At 63.0% G+C, this 17494-nt stretch carries 15 protein-coding genes; 6 read left to right on the plus strand and 9 right to left on the minus strand.

Annotated features, from left to right (window positions below):
* Position 1 precedes the first annotated feature (1 nt).
* On the plus strand, positions 2-1294 hold the full coding sequence (locus NKH89_RS09260; RefSeq protein WP_352548809.1) for a cysteine desulfurase-like protein: 1293 nt from the start codon (positions 2-4) through the stop codon (positions 1292-1294).
* On the opposite strand, the gene NKH89_RS09265 is transcribed toward NKH89_RS09260, so the two are convergent.
* Positions 1225-2097 (minus strand): NAD(P)H-dependent oxidoreductase, encoded by an 873-nt coding sequence (locus tag NKH89_RS09265; RefSeq protein ID WP_352908627.1) that lies wholly within the window; start codon positions 2095-2097, stop codon positions 1225-1227. The genes NKH89_RS09260 and NKH89_RS09265 overlap by 70 nt on opposite strands.
* 93 nt (positions 2098-2190) lie before the next feature.
* On the opposite strand from NKH89_RS09265, the gene NKH89_RS09270 reads away from it, so the two are divergent.
* A complete protein-coding gene (locus NKH89_RS09270) occupies positions 2191-3111 on the plus strand; it encodes a LysR family transcriptional regulator (RefSeq protein WP_023717878.1) in 921 nt (306 codons plus the stop codon).
* A 22-nt stretch (positions 3112-3133) separates the two neighbouring features.
* On the opposite strand, the gene NKH89_RS09275 is transcribed toward NKH89_RS09270, so the two are convergent.
* Genes NKH89_RS09275 through NKH89_RS09295 form a run of 5 tightly spaced genes read right to left on the minus strand, consistent with a single transcriptional unit; the run spans position 3134 to position 8418 of the window.
* Positions 3134-3964: a dipeptide ABC transporter ATP-binding protein gene (locus tag NKH89_RS09275; RefSeq protein ID WP_352483289.1), complete on the minus strand. Its 831-nt coding sequence runs from the start codon at positions 3962-3964 to the stop codon at positions 3134-3136.
* Entirely contained in the window at positions 3961-4836 is an 876-nt protein-coding gene (locus NKH89_RS09280; RefSeq protein WP_352493740.1) for an ABC transporter ATP-binding protein, read from the minus strand. The genes NKH89_RS09275 and NKH89_RS09280 overlap by 4 nt, the downstream gene beginning before the upstream one ends.
* Positions 4837-4840: 4 nt before the next feature.
* A complete protein-coding gene (locus NKH89_RS09285; RefSeq protein WP_023717881.1) occupies positions 4841-5758 on the minus strand; it encodes an ABC transporter permease subunit in 918 nt (305 codons plus the stop codon).
* Between the two features lies 1 nt (position 5759).
* On the minus strand, positions 5760-6767 hold the full coding sequence (locus NKH89_RS09290) for an ABC transporter permease subunit (protein ID WP_023676822.1): 1008 nt from the start codon (positions 6765-6767) through the stop codon (positions 5760-5762).
* Positions 6768-6825: 58 nt separating this feature from the next.
* Positions 6826-8418, minus strand: coding sequence for an ABC transporter substrate-binding protein (locus NKH89_RS09295; RefSeq protein WP_352908628.1), 1593 nt, complete (start codon positions 8416-8418; stop codon positions 6826-6828).
* Between the two features lie 478 nt (positions 8419-8896).
* Here NKH89_RS09295 and NKH89_RS09300 point away from each other — a divergent pair, with 478 nt between their 5' ends.
* Positions 8897-10858: a long-chain fatty acid--CoA ligase gene (locus NKH89_RS09300; protein ID WP_023717883.1), complete on the plus strand. Its 1962-nt coding sequence runs from the start codon at positions 8897-8899 to the stop codon at positions 10856-10858.
* A gap of 85 nt (positions 10859-10943) precedes the next feature.
* On the plus strand, positions 10944-11600 hold the full coding sequence (locus NKH89_RS09305; RefSeq protein ID WP_084642516.1) for a class I SAM-dependent methyltransferase: 657 nt from the start codon (positions 10944-10946) through the stop codon (positions 11598-11600).
* Here NKH89_RS09305 and NKH89_RS09310 read toward each other — a convergent pair.
* From NKH89_RS09310 to NKH89_RS09320, 3 genes are all read right to left on the minus strand, one after another.
* Entirely contained in the window at positions 11584-12306 is a 723-nt protein-coding gene (locus NKH89_RS09310) for an HAD family hydrolase (RefSeq protein WP_023717885.1), read from the minus strand. The genes NKH89_RS09305 and NKH89_RS09310 overlap by 17 nt on opposite strands.
* A gap of 5 nt (positions 12307-12311) precedes the next feature.
* The gene (pgi, locus tag NKH89_RS09315) at positions 12312-13958 is read right to left on the minus strand and encodes a glucose-6-phosphate isomerase (protein WP_352493739.1); all 1647 of its coding nucleotides are present in this window, start codon (positions 13956-13958) and stop codon (positions 12312-12314) included.
* A gap of 94 nt (positions 13959-14052) precedes the next feature.
* Entirely contained in the window at positions 14053-14208 is a 156-nt protein-coding gene (locus tag NKH89_RS09320; RefSeq protein WP_352908629.1) for a hypothetical protein, read from the minus strand.
* A gap of 5 nt (positions 14209-14213) precedes the next feature.
* On the opposite strand from NKH89_RS09320, the gene pdxR reads away from it, so the two are divergent.
* Together pdxR and NKH89_RS09330 are read left to right on the plus strand one after the other, a co-directional pair.
* A complete protein-coding gene (pdxR, locus tag NKH89_RS09325) occupies positions 14214-15707 on the plus strand; it encodes a MocR-like pyridoxine biosynthesis transcription factor PdxR (RefSeq protein WP_352467513.1) in 1494 nt (497 codons plus the stop codon).
* Between the two features lie 194 nt (positions 15708-15901).
* Positions 15902-17491, plus strand: a complete 1590-nt coding sequence (locus NKH89_RS09330; protein ID WP_352483296.1) for a trimethylamine methyltransferase family protein — start codon at positions 15902-15904, stop codon at positions 17489-17491.
* Positions 17492-17494: the final 3 nt, after the last annotated feature.

Genomic DNA, 17494 nt, shown 5'->3' on the forward strand with positions numbered 1-17494 from the left:
CTTGAACCAGCATCAGATTTCGAAAACGGGCGATGCCGCAGCTTTCCCGGTCGAGACGATCCGCGCCATGTTTCCCGCCTTGCAGCAGGCCGGCGACTTCATCTTCATGGACAATGCCGCCGGCGCGCAGATCCCGCAAAGTGTGCTCGACGCGGTCACCAACCATTTGGTCGCGCATAATGTGCAGCGCGGCGGCCGCTACGGCCGCAGCGTCACCGTCGATCAAGCCGTCGCCGGCGCGCGCGAAAGCGTGGCCTTGCTGATCAACGCCACCAACCCGGCGGAGATCTGTTTCGGCATGAACGCCACTTCGTTCATCCGCCTGGTCAGCCTCGGCATCGGCCAGATGCTTTCTGAGCGACCAAACGGGGAGCGTGACGAGATCGTCATCACCGACATGGATCACGATGCCAATATCGCGACGTGGCTGGCGCTGGCACCCGCCGGCGCCAAGTTCAAATGGTGGCGGATGCGCGAGGACGGCAATCTGCATGTCGACGATTTGCGCCCGCTGGTCTCCGAGCGCACCCGCCTCGTGGCCTGCACGGTGACGGCGCATTCGATCGGCTCGATCGTCGACGTTGCTTCAGTGGCTGGGATCGCGCATGCGGCAGGCGCCGAAGTGTTCCTCGACTGCGTGCATTACGGCCCGCACGGGCTGATCGATGTGCAGGCATGGGACTGCGACTATCTGGTCTGCTCCGGCTACAAGAATTTCTCGCCGCATATGGGCTTCCTGTGGGGCCGCTTCGAAACGCTGAAGCGTCTGCCGACCTTCCGCGAGGACTTCATTCCCGACGAGCCGCCCTATAAGATCGAGGCCGGCACCTTCATCTACGAGAACGTCTCCGGCATGGATGCCGCGGTGCGCTATCTCGAATCGATCGGCCGCAATTTCGCTCCAGCCAATAACCGATCGCGCCGCGACAACATCGTCGCCGGTATGAATGCCATTCGCGATTACGAGCAGGTGCTGGCGCGCGAAATGCTGGCGGTGCTCAAAGATTGCGGCGCGATGATCTACGGCGTGGCCGAAGAGGCACGCCTCCGCGAGCGCGTGCCGACCTTCTGCTTCAACATCGGCACGCTGTCGCCGCAGAGGATCGTCGAGGAGATGGCCGAGATGCAGATCGGCATTCGCGACGGCCACATGTATGCGCCGCGCCTGATGAAGCGGCTCAACCTCAGCATGGACAGCGGCGCCGTCCGCGCCTCGCTGGTGCATTACAATACGATCGAGGAAGTCCGGCGCTTCGGCGAGGCGCTTCGCACCATCATTGCCCGGCTGTCCTGATCGGACTGGCCGGCGGCGCCGGCGCGATCCTCGTGAAGGGCGAAGGCGGTCGCACCCGGGTTCTCCAAGCCGAGGCGCAACTGCATGCTTGGGATCAGGTAATCGCCGCCATTCTGCTGCCGATAAGGAATGGGCTGGATTGTCTCGAGCGTCCGCATCCTTTCGCGCAGTCGCTCCGCGACAGGCTCGAAATCGGCCTCCCCGAAACGGTCCACCCTGTAGACCACGAACGGCGGAAGCACGTCGTAGCCCGGATAGTATAGAATCCCGTGGTTGATCGGGAACAGCAGGTCGTCGATCGGGCCGTTGACGCCGCGGGCGGAATAATGCTCCTCCCAGCCGCCGGTGGTAACGATTAGCATCGCGCGCTTGCCGGCGAGCGTTCCCTCGCCAAAGCGGTCACCCCACCTCTTATCGCTGTGCTCGCCGACGCCATAGGCGAAGCCGTAGGCATACACCCGATCGACCCAGCCCTTGAGGATCGCCGGCATGGCGTACCACCACAGGGGAAACTGGAGGATCAGGGTGTCGGCCCATAGCAGCTTGTCGATCTCCGCTTTGACGTCATCGGTCAGAGTGCCGCTCGCAAAAGCTTTTTTGGAGGCGCCGGCCGGCAGGAAGCGTGCTTCGGGCGGCCACGACGGAAAGTCGGCACGGTCCACCTCGGATTTCCAGCCATCGGCATAGAGGTCAGACACCCGCACCTCGTGGCCTTGGGTCTCGAGCTCCCTGATGGCGACGTCACGCAGTGCGCCGTTGAGCGAATTCGGTTCAGGATGAGCAAAAACAAGCAGGACTTTCATGGGTCTACTCCGAAGAAGGACGATAGACACCAAAGGTAGCCAGCCGTCGGCTAATCCACTATATGTAGGAAATGTATAAGATAATGCCGAATAATGGATAAATCGGACGTCACCCTCGAGCGCATGCGCACCTTCGTTCGCGTCGCCGAGCGCGGCAGCCTCTCGGCGGTGGCGCGCGAGCTCGGAGTTGGTCAGTCGACGGTCACGCGGCATCTGCGGGAGCTCGAGGAGGCCGTCGGCGTGCCCTTGCTCAGCAGGACCACCCGGCGTGTCACGATGACCGATGAAGGCAGCCGTTACTATGCCGACAGCGTCCAGATCCTGCGCCTCGTTGAGCAGGCCGGCGATGAGGCGCGAGGCACGCGCGGCGCATCGGCTGGCACGATCCGGATATCCTGCACGGCGGCGCTCGGCGTCTTGCACGTCAGCCGGCTGATCTTCGCCTTTCAGGACCGTTATCCCGACATCGGCATCGATCTCAGCCTAACCGACGAGCGCATCGACCTTGTGCGGGAGGGCGTCGACATCGCGCTTCGCCTCGGTCCGCTCACCGACAGCTCGATGAAGCTGCGGGCGCTCGGTCAGTCCCGGCGTCTGCTGGTGGCGGCGCCGGCCTATCTGGCGGCCCGGGGCAGACCGGCTGTCCCGCAGGATCTGCCTGGCCATGAAGGCATTCGGATGTCGAACATCGCGGGAAGCGACACGCTCGCCCTGCAGGGGCCGGGCGGCGAGCGCTTTGCGGTGCCCTTTGGCGGCCGATTTCGGGTCGACCATGGGCTTGCTGCGCGCAAAGCCCTTGTCGCCGGACGCGGTATCGCACCCGCCCACCACTGGCTTGTCGACGATCTTCTGGCGGCCGGCCGGCTGGAAATTATCCTGCCGGGCTATTTTCCGCCTCCCGTCCCGCTGAGCATGCTGATCGTTCCGGAGCGTGCGGGCATTGCCCGGGTGCGGCTGCTGGTCGACTTTCTCGCCGAGCAGATCTCCGGCATTCCGGGGATCGAGAAGCGGTAGCCGGCCGGCAAACCTCGCCGGATCAGGCGGCCTTCTTTTTCGCCAATCTTGCCTTGATGCTGGCGACGTCGGCACGCGGCGTCGCCGCGAACAGCGTCCTGGTATAGCTGTGCTTGGGGTCGGCGAAGACCTCGTCGCGCGAGCCGTATTCGACCGCTTCGCCGAAATACATCACCATCACATCGTCGGCGATATAGCGCACCACCGACAGGTCGTGGCTGATGAAAACATAGGTCAGTTGAAACTCATCCTGCAGGTCGGCGAGCAGATTCAGAACCTGCGCCTGCACCGAAAGATCAAGTGCCGAGACCGGCTCGTCCAGCACCAGGAGGCTGGGGTTGAGCATCAGCGCGCGGGCAATGGCGATGCGCTGGCGCTGGCCGCCCGAAAACATATGCGGGTAGCGATTGTAGTGCTCGGGGCCGAGACCGACCTTTTTCAGCATCTTCATGGCGAGATCGCGCCGCTCGCCGGCCGTGCTGTCGGTGTTGATGAGCAGCGGTTCGCCAAGCACGTCGCCGATCTTCTGGCGTGGATTGAGCGAACCATAGGGGTTCTGGAAGACAATCTGCACCTTGCGGCGCATTTCCTTCGACAGGCCGTCCCTCGCGATGTCTACCTTCTTGCCGTCGATGAAAAGCTCGCCGGAGGTCGCCGGGTCGATCAGAGTGATGATGCGGGCGAGCGTTGACTTGCCGCAGCCGCTCTCGCCGACGATGGCCAGCGTCTTGCCCTTGTCGACGCTGAACGAAACACCCTTGACCGCGTGAACCGTACGGGAGGGGCGGAAAAGCCCGCCGCCGACATGATAGTCGCGCACGATGTTCTTGCCTTCGACTACCGTCACGCTCATGTGGCGGTTCCTCCCGCGGATCGGGCTGCGACTACAGATGGGGCCGGCTCGAACAGCATGTCGGAAACAGTAGGCAACCGGTCGCCGACGGCGTTTTCCGGCAGCGCCGACAGAAGCGCGCGCGTGTAATTGCTCTTGGGGGATTCGAACAGCGACAGCACGTCGGCCTCTTCCATCTTGCGGCCCTTGTATTGGACGATGACACGGTCGGCGGTCTCGGCAACCACCCCCATATTATGGGTGATCATGATCAGGCCCATGCCGTATTTGGCCTGCAGGCCGACCAGCAGATCGAGGATCTGCTTCTGGATGGTGACGTCGAGGGCCGTGGTTGGCTCGTCGGCGATCAAAAGCTTGGGATTGCAGGCGATGGCGATGGCGATCATGACGCGCTGGCACTGGCCGCCCGACATCTGGTGCGGGAAGGAGCCCAGCCGTTCCTCAGGGTCGGCGATGCCGACCAACTTCATCAGTTCGATGGCGCGTGCCCGTCGCTGGGCGCGGTCCATGCCCATGTGAAAGCGCAGCACCTCCTCAATCTGGAAGCCGACGGTAAAGCACGGGTTGAGGCTGGCGACCGGCTCCTGGAAGATCATCGAGATGTCCTTGCCGACAATCTTGCGCCGCTCGGACGGGCCGAGCTTAAGCAGGTCGATGCCGTCGAAGGCCATGCGGTCCGCCCTCACCGTCGCCGTGTTGGGCAAAAGCCCCATCACTGCCAGCATTGCCACTGATTTTCCGGAACCGGATTCGCCGACGATCGCCAACACCTCGCGCGGTTCGACCGACAGGTCGATGCCTTGTACCGCCATGAATGGTCCAGCGGCGGTGTCGAAGGAAACGGTCAGGTTCTTGATCTCGAGAAGAGGCATTGGATTATGACCTCTTCAGCTTGGGATCGAAGGCATCGCGCAGGCCGTCGCCGATCAGATTGATGGCAAGCACAGTGATCAGAATGGCAAGGCCGGGGAAGGTCACTACCCAAGGCGCGCGCAGGATGAACTCGCGCGCCGAGGCGAGCATCGTGCCCCATTCCGGCGTCGGCGGCTGCGCACCGACACCGAGGAAGCCGAGCGCCGCAGCCTCGAGAATGGCGTTGGAGAAGGACAGGGTGGCCTGCACGATCAGCGGTGCCAGGCAGTTCGGCAAGATCGTCCTCACCATCAAGCGAAGATGACCGGCACCAGCCACCTTGGCGGAGATGACATATTCGCGGTTCTTTTCGGCCATCACGGCGGCGCGGGTGAGACGCGCAAAATGCGGCTGCAGCACCAGCGCGATCGCCAGCATGGCGTTGAACAGCCCGGGGCCGAGGATCGCCACCAGCACCAGCGCCAGAAGCAGCGACGGGAAGGCCAGGATAATATCCATGATGCGCATGATCAGCGTGTCGACCCAGCCGCGGAAATAGCCGGCGAGCACGCCAAGCACGATGCCGCTGGTGAGCGAGAAGACGACCACCACCAGGCCGATGAACAGCGAGAAACGCGCCCCGAAAATCAACCGCGAAAGCATGTCGCGGCCGACCGCGTCGGTGCCGAGCAGGAACATCGATTTGCCGCCTTGCTGCCAGGCAGGGGGCGCCAGCAGCGCATCGCGAAACTGCTCGTCGGGCGAATGCGGCGCGACGAACGGCGCAAAGACCGCCACCAGCACCAACGCCGAAAACACGACAAGGCCGATGACCGCGCCGGTGTTCATCGAGAAGTAGTGCCAGAACTCGGCGAAGGCGCGTTGCCTGCCGCCTGTCGGGATGGAGGCAGCGGTGGCTTCGGCGGCGGATTCGTCGGTCATCTCACTGCACCCGGATGCGCGGATTGATGACGGCGTAGAGCACGTCGACGATCAGGTTCACCGCCATGACGATCAGCGCGATGATCAGCAATCCGCTCTGAACGACGACATAGTCGCGCTTGCCGATGGCGTCGATCATCCATTTGCCGATGCCGGGCCAGGAAAAAATGGTTTCGGTAAGAATGGCGCCCGCCATCAACGTGCCGACCTGCAGTCCGATGGTGGTGACCACCGGAATCAGCGCGTTGCGAAAAGCGTGCAGCCCGATGACACGGCGCGGCGCCAGGCCCTTGGCGCGCGCGGTGCGGACATAGTCCTCGCCCAGCACCTCGAGCATCGCCGAGCGAGTCTGGCGCGCTATGACGGCAAGCGGGATCGTCGCCAGCACGATGGACGGCAGGATCAAATGGCTGACGGCGGATTTGAAAGCGCCGCTCCTGCCGGAGATCAGGCTGTCGATGAGCATGAACCCGGTCGTCGGCCTGAAGAAATACTGCAGGCCGATGCGGCCGGAAACCGGCGTCCAGCCGAGATAACCGGAGAAGAAGATGATGAGCAGCAACCCCCACCAGAAGATCGGCATCGAATAGCCGGTCAGCGCGACACCCATCGTCGCCTGGTCGAACCACGAGCCGCGCTTGACCGCCGCGAAGATACCGGCAGGAATGCCGAGCAGGACGGCGATGATCAACGCCACCGTCGCCAGTTCCAGCGTGGCTGGAAACAGCGCCTGGAATTCGCCGAGCACTGGCCGCTTGGTGGCAATCGATATGCCGAAATCGCCGGTCAGGACCCTGCCGATATATTCCAGGTACTGGATGACATAAGGCCGGTTGTAGCCAAACTGCTCGATGAGCTGGGCGTAGCGTTCGGGGCTGACGCCGCGCTCGCCGGCCAGGGCCAGAATGGGATCGCCGGGCAGAAGCCGGACGAAAGCGAACGCCGCCAGCGATATGCCGAACACGGTCGGGATGATCAAAGCGAGCTTGTGGAGGAGATAACGGAGCATCTTGCTTCATAGAACGGCGGCGCAGGAAGTCCAGCGCCGCCGTTCAATTTCTCAGGACTTATTCGGTGACGTCGACGCCGTCAAACCGATGAATGCCGAGCGGGTCCATAACGAAGCCCGACACCTTCTTGTTCATCGGCATGAAGACCTTGGAGTGGGCGATGGTCAGCCACGGAGCCTCACGCTTGAACACCACCTGAGCTTCCTCGTAGATCTTGGTGCGCTCGGCGACGTCCGTCGTCGCCTTGCCTTTTTTCAGCAGGGCTTCGAATTCCTGGTTGCACCAGATCGCATAATTGGACTGGCCGATGGCATCGCAACCGAGCAGGAAAAAGAAGTTGTCCGGATCGCCATTGTCCCCGGTCCAGCCCAGTTGGAAGGCGCCGTCGCGATCCTTAGCTTTGCCGCGCTGGCGATACTCCGTCCATTCGTAGCTGACGATCTCCGCCTTGACGTCGACGGCGGCATAGTCGGCCTGGATCAACTCGGCGACGCGCTGGGCGTTCGGGTTGTAGGGGCGGCTGACCGGCATAGCCCAGATCTTCATCGACAGATCCTTGACGCCTGCATCGGCCAGCATCTTCTTGGCCGCCTCCGGATCGTAGGGATCGTCCTTGATGTCCTTGTTATAGGACCACATGGTCGGCGGGATCGGGTTGATGGCCGGCGCGCCGGCGCCCTGATAGACCGCGTCGATGATCGCCTTCTTGTTTACCGCCATGTTGAGGGCCTTGCGGACCTCGACTTTGTCGAAGGGCGGCAGCGTCGTGTTGTAGGCGAGATAGCCGATGTTCAGGCCTTCCTGCTCGTCGACTTTCAGGTTCGCGTCACCCTGCAGCCCGGCAATGTCGGCCGGCGCCGGGTATGACATGATATCGCACTCGCCTGCCTTCAGCTTCTGCGCGCGCACGGCCGGATCGGGCGTGATGGCGAAGATCAGATCGTCGATCTTCTGGCGGCCGCCAAAGTAGCCGTCCCATGCCGCATAGCGTACGACCGCATCGACCTGATAGTCGACAAATTGGAACGGACCAGTGCCGACCGGCTTCTGGGTGAACTGCTGCCTGGTGCCGGCCTTGTCGAGCTGGTCGGCATATTCCTTGGAAACGATCGAAGCGAAATCCATGCCGAGGTCCGGCAGGAAGGCGACTTCAGGCTTGTTCAGCACGAACTTCACCGTCAGATCGTCGACCTTGACGATTTCCTTCAGCAGATCGGGGAAGCCCATGCCGGTGAAATACTCCCAGCCGGTGCCTTCCAGGTAGCTGTACCATGGGCTTTCTTTCTTCCACTGGCGTTCGAAGGAAAAGATCACGTCGTCGGCGTTGAGGTCGCGCGTGGGCGTGAAATAATCCGTCGTCTGGAATTTCACACCCGGGCGAAGCTTGAAGGTGTATTCGAGACCGTCGTCGGAAACCGTCCAGCTCTCCGCCAGGCCGGGCGAGATGGTGGTCTTGCCATGCTCGAACTCGACCAGGCGCGAATAGATGGTGCGCGACGAAGCGTCGAAGTCGTTGCCGCCGCTCCATGGCGACGGGTCGAAGCCGGCCGGCGATGCCTCCGAGCAATAGACCAGTTGTTTTGCATTGGCCATGCCGCCGAGGACGCTTGCAGCCAGCAACGCGGCTGCAAAAGTCAGTTTCTTTTTCATTGAGCACTCCCTGATGTTCTTCCAAGCCCCTCTATCAGGCTCGCGAAGGCCGCATATAAGCACCGTTTTTCTGGCTTTGGAACTGCTTGTTTGCCTAACCCACGGGAAGCAGAAAAAAAATCCGGCATGCGGCGAATTGTGGAAAAAACGAGCCAAATCCGCAGATCACGACATGATTAGCGACTTCAATTTTTTGTTGATCGGCGATGCCGCCAATTCGGGGAATCGAGCCGTTCGGTTCAAGAGATGCGCGTCCGAAAACCGGTCGCGGCCGAGAGCTTTGATGGCAAGTCTTCCCGCACTGCCAGGTGGGCGAGGCTTGCACGGCCGCTGCTAGTGGCAATACATAGATAGATGGACAGCGTGGTGGATTCCCCAGGCTCCGGACATTGCGGCAAGCGTGGGATACCTTTGTTTGTCAGGGGCGGCGGTGGCACTCAAGCGTGCCGAACAATAAGAATGATTGAGGGAGCGACAGGTGGCGAAACCGGCAAAGACAACAACCGCGGCGAAAGCAAAGGCCGAGGCAATATCGAAAGCGGTCAAGCCAAAAGCGGCCGCCGCCAAGCCGAAGACTACCGCGAAGGCAAGTGCGAAGCCGGCGACGAAGATCACGGCTGGAAAGACTGCCAAGCCGGCAGCCGGCAAGGCGGCGCCTGCCGCAAAGTACCCCACCGTCAAGCCGGCGGCGAAGGCAGTGCCAGCGCCCAAACAGGCGGCAGCTTCAGCCAGAAGATTGCCGAAGGCGATCACCTCGCTGACCGCCGGCCTGCCCGAAAAACCGTGGCTCCAGAGTTACCCAAAGATCGTGCCGGCCGAGATCGGCGCCCTGCCCTCCAGCTCGATCGGTGACTTTCTCGTCGCCGCCTGCAAGCAGTTTGCGAACCGGCCGGCCTTCGTCTGCATGGGCAAATCGATCACCTATGCCGATCTCGAGCGACAGTCGGCTGCGTTTGGCGCCTATCTGCAATCAAAGGGGTTGCAGAAGGGTGCACGTGTCGCGCTGATGATGCCGAACGTGCTGCAATATCCGGTGGCGATGATGGCGGTGCTTCGCGCCGGCTATGTCGTGGTGAACATCAATCCGCTCTACACGCCGCGCGAGCTTGAGCACCAGCTCAAGGATTCCGGCGCTCAAGCCATTGTCATCCTCGAAAATTTCGCCTGCACCTTGCAGGCGGTGATCGCCAGGACCGCGGTCAAGCATGTCGTGGTCGCCACGATGGGCGACATGCTCGGCGGGCTCAAGGGAACGATCGTCAACTTCGTCGTGCGCCGCGTCAAGAAGATGGTGCCGGCATGGTCGCTGCCCGGCCATGTCAAATTCAACGCCGCATTGAAGGCCGGCGCCGGCGTGACCTTCAAATCCGCCGAGGTCGTGGCCGGCGACATCGCCTTCCTGCAATATACGGGCGGTACGACCGGCATCTCCAAGGGCGCGATGCTTTTGCACAGCAATGTCTTGGCGAACGTCGCGCAGAACGCGCTCTGGGTCGAAGACGCCTACACGGTCAAGCCGAAACCGGCGCATATGAACTTCCTCTGCGCGCTGCCCCTCTATCATATCTTTGCGCTCACAGTGAACGCGATGATGGGAATGCAGCAGGGCGCGCAGAACGTGCTCATCCCCAATCCGCGCGACATTCCCGGCTTCGTCAAGGAGCTGCAGAAATACCCGATCCACATCTTTCCTGGCCTCAACACGCTGTTCAATGCGCTGCTCAATAATGAGGATTTTCGCAGGCTCGACTTCAAGCCGCTGATCCTGACGCTGGGTGGCGGCATGGCAGTGCAGAAGGGCATCGCAGAGCGCTGGAAGGCGCTGACCGGCTGCCCGATCAGCGAGGCCTACGGACTCTCCGAAACCTCGCCGGGGGCGACCGCCAACAAATTCAGCGACGGAGTCTACACCGGCACGATCGGGCTGCCGCTGCCCTCGACCGAGATCGCCATCCGCGACGACGATGGCAACAATTTGCCGCTCGGCGAGGTCGGCGAAATCTGCATCCGCGGACCGCAGGTGATGGCCGGCTACTGGAACCGGCCGGACGAGACCGCCAAGGTGATGACCGAGGACGGCTTCTTCAAATCGGGCGACATGGGCTTCATGGACGAGCGCGGCTACACCAAGATCGTCGACCGCAAGAAGGACATGATCCTGGTTTCCGGCTTCAACGTCTACCCGAACGAACTCGAGGAGGTGGTGGCGCAGCATCCGGGCGTACTCGAGGTGGCGGCGATCGGCGTGCCGGACGAGCATTCGGGTGAAGTGCCAAAGCTGTTCGTCGTCAAAAAGGACCCGGCACTGACCGCCGAGATGCTGACGGCTTATTGCCGCGAGAACCTGACCGGCTACAAGCGCCCCAGATATATCGAGTTCCGCACCGAACTGCCGAAGACACCGGTCGGCAAGATCCTGCGACGAGCGTTGCGGGGCTAGGCGCAGCTTGAGCGATTGCATCGTCGGCTCTAACGCCGTGGATATAGGTTCGCGGCCAGACCCGGCAGAGTTCATCCGGGCGCACATGCGGATCGCCCCCGTGCCCGCGCTTCCCGAAATCCGGCTTTACACCGCCCATCCGGGAAGCGGCCTCAGGCGGCTTCTCGAATGGAACCAACATGGGACCGAAGAAGACGAACCTGAACCGGAGCCACCGTACTGGGCCTATGTCTGGGCCGGCGGCGCGGTGCTTGCCCGCTACATAATCGACCGGCCGGAGACCGTGGCCGGGCGTCGCGTGCTCGACCTCGGCGCCGGCTCGGGCCTCGTCGGCATCGCTGCGGCGAAAGCCGGAGCCAGCGCGGTCGTCGCGGCCGAGATCGATCGTAATGGTGTGGTTGCGCTCAGCCTCAATGCGACTGCGAACGGCGTCGCTATCATGATCGTTGGCGACGACATCACCGGCGGTCCGCCGCCACCGGTGGACATCGTGGTGGTCGGCGACCTGTTTTACGCCCGCGATCTTGCCGGCCGGGTCGTTCCCTTCCTCGACCGCTGCCTTGCTGCCGGCATCGCCGTGCTGATCGGCGATCCGGGCCGCGCCTATCTGCCGCGCTCGCGGCTTCGCCTGCTGGCCGAATACGAGGTGCCGGATGTCGGCGAGGGCAGGAATGCGGCGATGAAACCGAGCGGCGTGTTCTCGTTCGGACCAGATAACTACGAGTCTAGACCGTCTCGCTGACCCGGGCCGCAAGAAAATCGGGCAGATCAGCCACCGAATCCAGGATGACGTCGGCGATCTGTGACAGCGATTCACGTGTGCCGGTGCCGGACAGCACGCCGATCGCCAGGCCGCAGCCGCCGGCGCGCGCCATCTCCAGATCGTGACGATTGTCGCCGACCATTGCGATCGTCGCCGGCCTGAGCCCTGTCAGATCCGAAAAGGCAAGGATCGTATCCGGCGCCGGTTTTGGATTGGCCACCGCGTCGTAACCATAGGCGGCTTCGAAAAGCTGCGCGACGCCCAGCGTGACCAAGGTCTTTTCCGCGCCGCTGGTCGAGTCGTTGGTGGCGACGCCAAGCCGGTAGGATTTTCTGTGAAGCAGCCCAAGCGTCTCGACCACACCCGGCAGCGCCACGGCCATCGCCGATCCTTGCGCCGAGGTGATGGCATTGAAGCGGGCGACGGCAAGCATCTGGTCCTCGTCGGACAGCCGCGGAAACCACAGTTCGACGACGTCCATGTTGGTCCCGGAGGCAAAGATAGAATCCGGCTTGAAGCGCCTGGTGGCGAAGTCGAAGCCCGCCGCCGCAAGCAGCCTGTCTGCCTTCCAGCGATCGCCTTCGGCCGCATCCATCGCCATGAAGTCGGCGATGCCCAGCCATGTCGCGTTGAAATCCACGAGCGTGCCGTCCTTGTCGAACAATATTCCCTTGATGTCCGCCAAGCTTTTCACTCCGGGCCGCGCAAGCGGTGAATGTATTCCACCAGTCCGGCAGTCGAGGCATCCCGCTTTGCGGCATTCTCCTTGCCTTCAACGACGGGCAGCAGCCCGGTCGCCAGTTCCTTGCCGAGCTCGACGCCCCACTGGTCGAAGGAGTTGATGTTGAACAGCGTGCCTTCGACGAAGACGCGATGTTCGTAAAGCGCAATCAGCCGTCCGAATGTATGTGGGTCGAGCTTCCTGTAGAGGATCGTCACTGAGGGGCGGTCGCCGGAGAAGACGCGGTGCGGAGCAATCCTGTCGACATCGGCGGGCTTCATGCCTTTCGCCAGCATCTGCGCGCGGGCTTCCTCCAGCGTGCGGCCCTTCATGAAGGCTTCCGACTGCGCCAGGCAATTGGCAAGCAGAAGGTCGTGGTGATGCTTCAGTTCCGGCTCGTGGCCGACGGCAGCGGCGAGGAATTCGACCGGAATGAAATCGGTGCCCTGATGCAGAAGCTGGAAGAAGGCGTGCTGGCCGTTGGTGCCGGGCTCGCCCCAGACCAGCGGGCCGGTCGGCGTCGTTACAGCGCCGCCATCCAGGGTGACGCTCTTGCCGTTCGATTCCATGTCGAGCTGCTGCAGATAGGCCGGCAGCCTGGACAGACGCTGATCGTAGGGGATGACGGCGCGAGCCGGATATTTGCAGATCACGCGATGCCACCAGCCGATCAGCCCCATCAGCGCCGGCAGGTTCTTCGCCAGCGGCGCGGTGCGGAAATGCTCGTCCATCTCATGGGCGCCGTCGAGAAAGGCGCGAAAATCCTTCGGGCCAATGGCGATCATCACCGGCAGGCCGATCGCACCCCAGACGGAATAGCGGCCGCCGACCCAGTCCCAGAAGCCGAAGACGCGGTCGGCTGCGATGCCGAATTTGGCGACCAGGTCGAGCGCCGTCGAGACGGCGGCGAAATGCTTGCCGACCGCTTCCTTGCCGAGCGCCTTCTCGACCCATCTGCGTGCCGTCTCGGCATTGGTCATCGTCTCAACCGTGGTGAAGGTCTTGGAGGCGATGATGAACAGGGTGGTTTCGGCGGAAAGACCCTTCAACGTGTCGTGGATATGGGCACCGTCGATATTGGACACGTAATGCGCGCGCGGCCCGTCATGATAGGGCGCCAGCGCCAAGGTCGCCATGGCCGGGCCGAGATCGGAGCCGCCGATGCCGATGTTGACGATGTCGGTGATCTTCTTGCCGGTCGCGCCGGCCGCCTTACCGGAACGCACCGCGTCGGCGAAGGCGCCCATCGCGTCGAGTACGCCGAGGACTTCCGCCTTCACGTCCTGGCCCTCGTCGAGCACGATGCCTTTGCCGGTAAGGTTACGCAGCGCGGTATGCAGCACGGCGCGGCCTTCGGTGACGTTGATCTTCTTGCCAGCAAACATCGCGTCGCGCCGGCCTTCGAGGTCGGCGGCCTCAGCTAGGTTCTCCAGCAACTCCATCGTCCGCGCATCGACCGCGCATTTCGACCAGTCGAGCAGCAGGTCGCCGTCGCTGGCGGAGAATTTCTCGAAGCGCTGCGGATCGGCAGCGAAAGCCTCGCGCATCGAGCCCGATTTGGCCGCACGATGATCGCGCAACAAGTCGAGCTGCTTTTGAAAGGACGATTGATCCACTGCTTCGCTCCGGTCTCTTGAGATGCATCTTATCAGGCCGGATGTTTCCGGCGCGTGTCGTCGCGGCAAACTATCGGGTCGAATTCCATCCGTTTCAATGCGCAGCGATGCCGCAGAGCAGCGTGGGCCGGCGCAAAGGATCACTGGCATAAATCCCAGCGATCAGAAAAATTGATTGGCGCAACACCTTGTGCCACCGGTACATTCGACTGGTCCAGCCAAGTGAAAAAAGCTGGCCATCGAGGAACATCTCCCATGCCACAGAGAAACGACACGGCCATATGGTCCGGCCTGTTCCGGATTTCGGCGGAATCCGGTCAGACCCTGCAGGCGCAGATCCGTCAGGCGATCGTCGCCGCCATCCTCGACCGGCAGATCGCGGCTTCCATGCCGCTTCCGTCCTGCCGGATTCTCGCCGAAAAACTCGGCGTAGCGCGTGGCACCGTGGTGCTGGCCTTCCAGCAGCTGGTCGACCAGGGCTTCCTGGTGGCGCGCGAGCGCCGCGGCCACTTCGTCAATCCCGAAGTGCTGGCGACGCCGGCCAAACCGCACCAGAAGGCGCCCGACCAAGCCAACGAGATCGACTGGAAGGCCCGCCGGCAGATCGCGGCGAGCGACATGCCACCGCCGGCCAAGCACGACAACTGGATCAAATCGTCCTACCCCTTCGTCTATGGCCAGTTCGACCCGGCGCTGTTCCCGACCGCCGAATGGCGCGAGTGCAACCGCATGGCGCTGGCGGTGCTCGAAATCCGCAACTGGGCGTCCGACATGGTCGACCGCGACGATCCCCTCCTGATCGAGCAGATCCAGGCACGGCTGTTGCCGCGGCGCGGCATCTTCGCCAATCCGGACGAGATCATCGTGACGCTGGGCGCGCAGAACGCGCTTTACATGCTGGCGACGCTGTTGATGACCAAGGGCTCGAAGGTGGCGATGGAGGACCCGGGCTATCCCGATGCACGTTCGATCTTCCGGCTGGCCGGCGCCGACATCCAGCCGGTTCCGGTCGACCACTCCGGCATCGTAACCTCGGCCATTCCCAATGATTCCGGCTTCGTCTTCGTCACGCCCAGCCACCATTGCCCGACCATGGTGCCGCTGTCGGCAGAGCGGCGGCAGGATCTTTTGGCGCGCGCCAACCGCTACAACCAGATCATCATCGAGGACGGATATGACAGCCAGCTCCTGGACGAGGCGCCGCAGCAGGCGCTGAAGAGCCTCGATCGGTCCGGCCGCGTCGTCTATGTCGGCTCGATGTCGAAGACGCTGGCTCCCGGCCTCAGGCTCGGCTACATCGTCGCCTCGGCCGGGCTGATCTCCGAGCTTCGGGCGCTGCGCCGCTTCATGCTGCGCCACCCGCCGGCAAACAACCAGCGCGCCGTCGCATTGTTCCTGTCGCTCGGCCATCACGAGGCGCTGGTGCGGCGGCTGTCGAGCGCCTTCGACGAGAGGCGCAAGCGTCTGGTCCATGCGATTTCCGCCTTCCTGCCGGAGTGGCGCTCGACCGATTCGGCCGGCGGCACGTCGCTCTGGCTCGAGGGACCGCGCGGCACCGATTCGCGCGGGCTGGCGGAGGCCGCGGCCTCGCGCAGCGTCATCATCGAGCCTGGCGACCGCTTCTTCGACCGCACCGAAAAGCCATCGCGTTTCATGCGCTTGGGCATTTCCTCGATCGCGTTGCAGCACATCGAACCCGGCATCCGCGAACTGGCGACGGCAGCTGGACGCAGGCCGGCAGCGGCCTGATCTCCCTTCCCCGACCGGAGCCTGGCGCATGTAGTGCGGCTCCGGTTCTTTAGCTCCTTGGCATATGCGACGGGACCGGCTGGCACATAGGCTGTGCCAATGCCGGCGGCATAGTCGCTGTATAAAGGGGACGAAGCAGGCCGATGGTGGACCAACCGCCGCGCCCGCTCCGCAGCTAAAGTTGGAGTGCCTTCATGCCAATGGCCCATGAGAAGCAGGACGTGTCCGCAGACCAGCGTTCGCGGCGGTCCGGCGGGCGCGAGGCGCGCCGCGCCATGCGGGCGGCACCGCTCGCCGACGACGTCAAGCCGGTGCGCGCCGGCCTCGAAGGCGGAAGCTACAGCCCGCTCAGCGGCAATGATTGCGAACGTATCCACGAGGCCGTGCTTACCCTTTTGGAGACGGTCGGTTTCGCCAACGCCATCCCCTCTTGCATTGAGGTACTGACCAAGGCCGGCGCAACGCTTGGCGAGGACGGCCGCCTGCGCTTTCCTCGCGGTCTGGTGGTCGAAACGATCAAGAAAGCGGCGCGGCATTTCACCCTGCACGGCCAGGATCCGAAGCACGACATGGTGATCCAGGGCAAGCGTGTGCATTACGGCACGGCTGGTGCTGCGGTGCATCTTGTCGATGTCGAAAAGCGTGAGTATCGCGAGTCGCTGCTGCAGGACATTTACGATGCGGCGCGTCTGGTCGAGGGGCTCGACAACATCCATTTCTTCCAGCGGCCGATGGTGCCACGCGACATCCCCGACCCGCTCGATATGGATTTCAACACGCTCTACGCCTGTGTCATGGGCACGTCGAAGCATGTCGGCACCTCGTTTACCGTGCGTGAGAACGTCAAGCCGGCGCTCGACATGCTCTATGCCATCGCCGGCGGCGAAGAGAATTTTCGCGCGCGGCCTTTCGTCTCCAATTCGAACTGTTTCGTCGTGCCGCCGATGAAGTTTGCCGAGGACGCCTGCGGCGTGCTCGAAGCCTGTGTCGAGGGCGGCATTCCGATCCTGCTGCTGTCGGCAGGCCAGGCAGGTGCGACGGCACCGGCGGCGATTGCCGGTGCCGTGGTGCAGGCGGTCGCCGAAGTGCTGGTCGGCCTAATCTATGTCAACGCCATCAAGCCGGGCCACCCGGCAATCTTCGGCACCTGGCCGTTCGTCTCGGACCTCCGGACCGGCGCCATGTCGGGCGGTTCGGCCGAGCAGGCGGTGCTGACCGCGGCCTGCGCGCAGATGGCACAATTTTACGACCTGCCGGGCGGTTCGGCCGCCGGCATGACGGATTCGAAACTGCCTGACATTCAGTCAGGCTACGAAAAGGGCATAACCGACGTGATGGCCGGTCTTGCCGGCCTCAACCTGGTTTACGAATCGGCCGGCATGCACGCCTCGCTGCTCGGCTTTTGCCTTGAGAGCCTGATCATCGACAACGACATGCTCGGCCACTGCCTGCGCTGCGTGCGCGGCATCGAGGTGACGGACGAGTCGCTGTCCATCGACACCATCGCCGATGTCTGCCTGAAGGGCCCGGGCCATTATCTCGGCAACGAGCAGACGCTGCGGCTGATGCAGACCGAATATTTCTATCCGGCCGTCGGCGACCGCTTTTCGCCGAAGGAATGGAATGAGAAAGGCAGGCCCGACATCTTGCAGCGGGCGATCATCGAGAAGAAACGCGTGCTTGCCGAACGCTTCCCGCGCCATGTGCCGAAGCCCGTCGACGACAAATTGCGCGCCCGTTTCGGCGATATGATCAAGCTGCCGCGCGGCAGAATGGGCGGCTGAGCG

It is taken from the genome of Mesorhizobium sp. M0923 (genome assembly GCF_040319365.1).
Lineage (GTDB): Bacteria > Pseudomonadota > Alphaproteobacteria > Rhizobiales > Rhizobiaceae > Mesorhizobium.

What these genes read in the sequence shown, in the direction of transcription:
- NKH89_RS09330 (WP_352483296.1), top strand. Translation starts at nt 15,902, where the DNA reads ATGCCAATGGCCCATGAGAAGCAGGACGTGTCCGCAGACCAGCGTTCG.
- NKH89_RS09280 (WP_352493740.1), bottom strand. Translation starts at nt 4,836, where the DNA reads ATGCCTCTTCTCGAGATCAAGAACCTGACCGTTTCCTTCGACACCGCC.
- NKH89_RS09275 (WP_352483289.1), bottom strand. Translation starts at nt 3,964, where the DNA reads ATGAGCGTGACGGTAGTCGAAGGCAAGAACATCGTGCGCGACTATCAT.
- pdxR (WP_352467513.1), top strand. Translation starts at nt 14,214, where the DNA reads ATGCCACAGAGAAACGACACGGCCATATGGTCCGGCCTGTTCCGGATT.
- NKH89_RS09295 (WP_352908628.1), bottom strand. Translation starts at nt 8,418, where the DNA reads ATGAAAAAGAAACTGACTTTTGCAGCCGCGTTGCTGGCTGCAAGCGTC.
- NKH89_RS09270 (WP_023717878.1), top strand. Translation starts at nt 2,191, where the DNA reads ATGGATAAATCGGACGTCACCCTCGAGCGCATGCGCACCTTCGTTCGC.
- NKH89_RS09285 (WP_023717881.1), bottom strand. Translation starts at nt 5,758, where the DNA reads ATGACCGACGAATCCGCCGCCGAAGCCACCGCTGCCTCCATCCCGACA.
- NKH89_RS09320 (WP_352908629.1), bottom strand. Translation starts at nt 14,208, where the DNA reads ATGTTCCTCGATGGCCAGCTTTTTTCACTTGGCTGGACCAGTCGAATG.
- NKH89_RS09265 (WP_352908627.1), bottom strand. Translation starts at nt 2,097, where the DNA reads ATGAAAGTCCTGCTTGTTTTTGCTCATCCTGAACCGAATTCGCTCAAC.
- NKH89_RS09290 (WP_023676822.1), bottom strand. Translation starts at nt 6,767, where the DNA reads ATGCTCCGTTATCTCCTCCACAAGCTCGCTTTGATCATCCCGACCGTG.
- NKH89_RS09305 (WP_084642516.1), top strand. Translation starts at nt 10,944, where the DNA reads ATGCGGATCGCCCCCGTGCCCGCGCTTCCCGAAATCCGGCTTTACACC.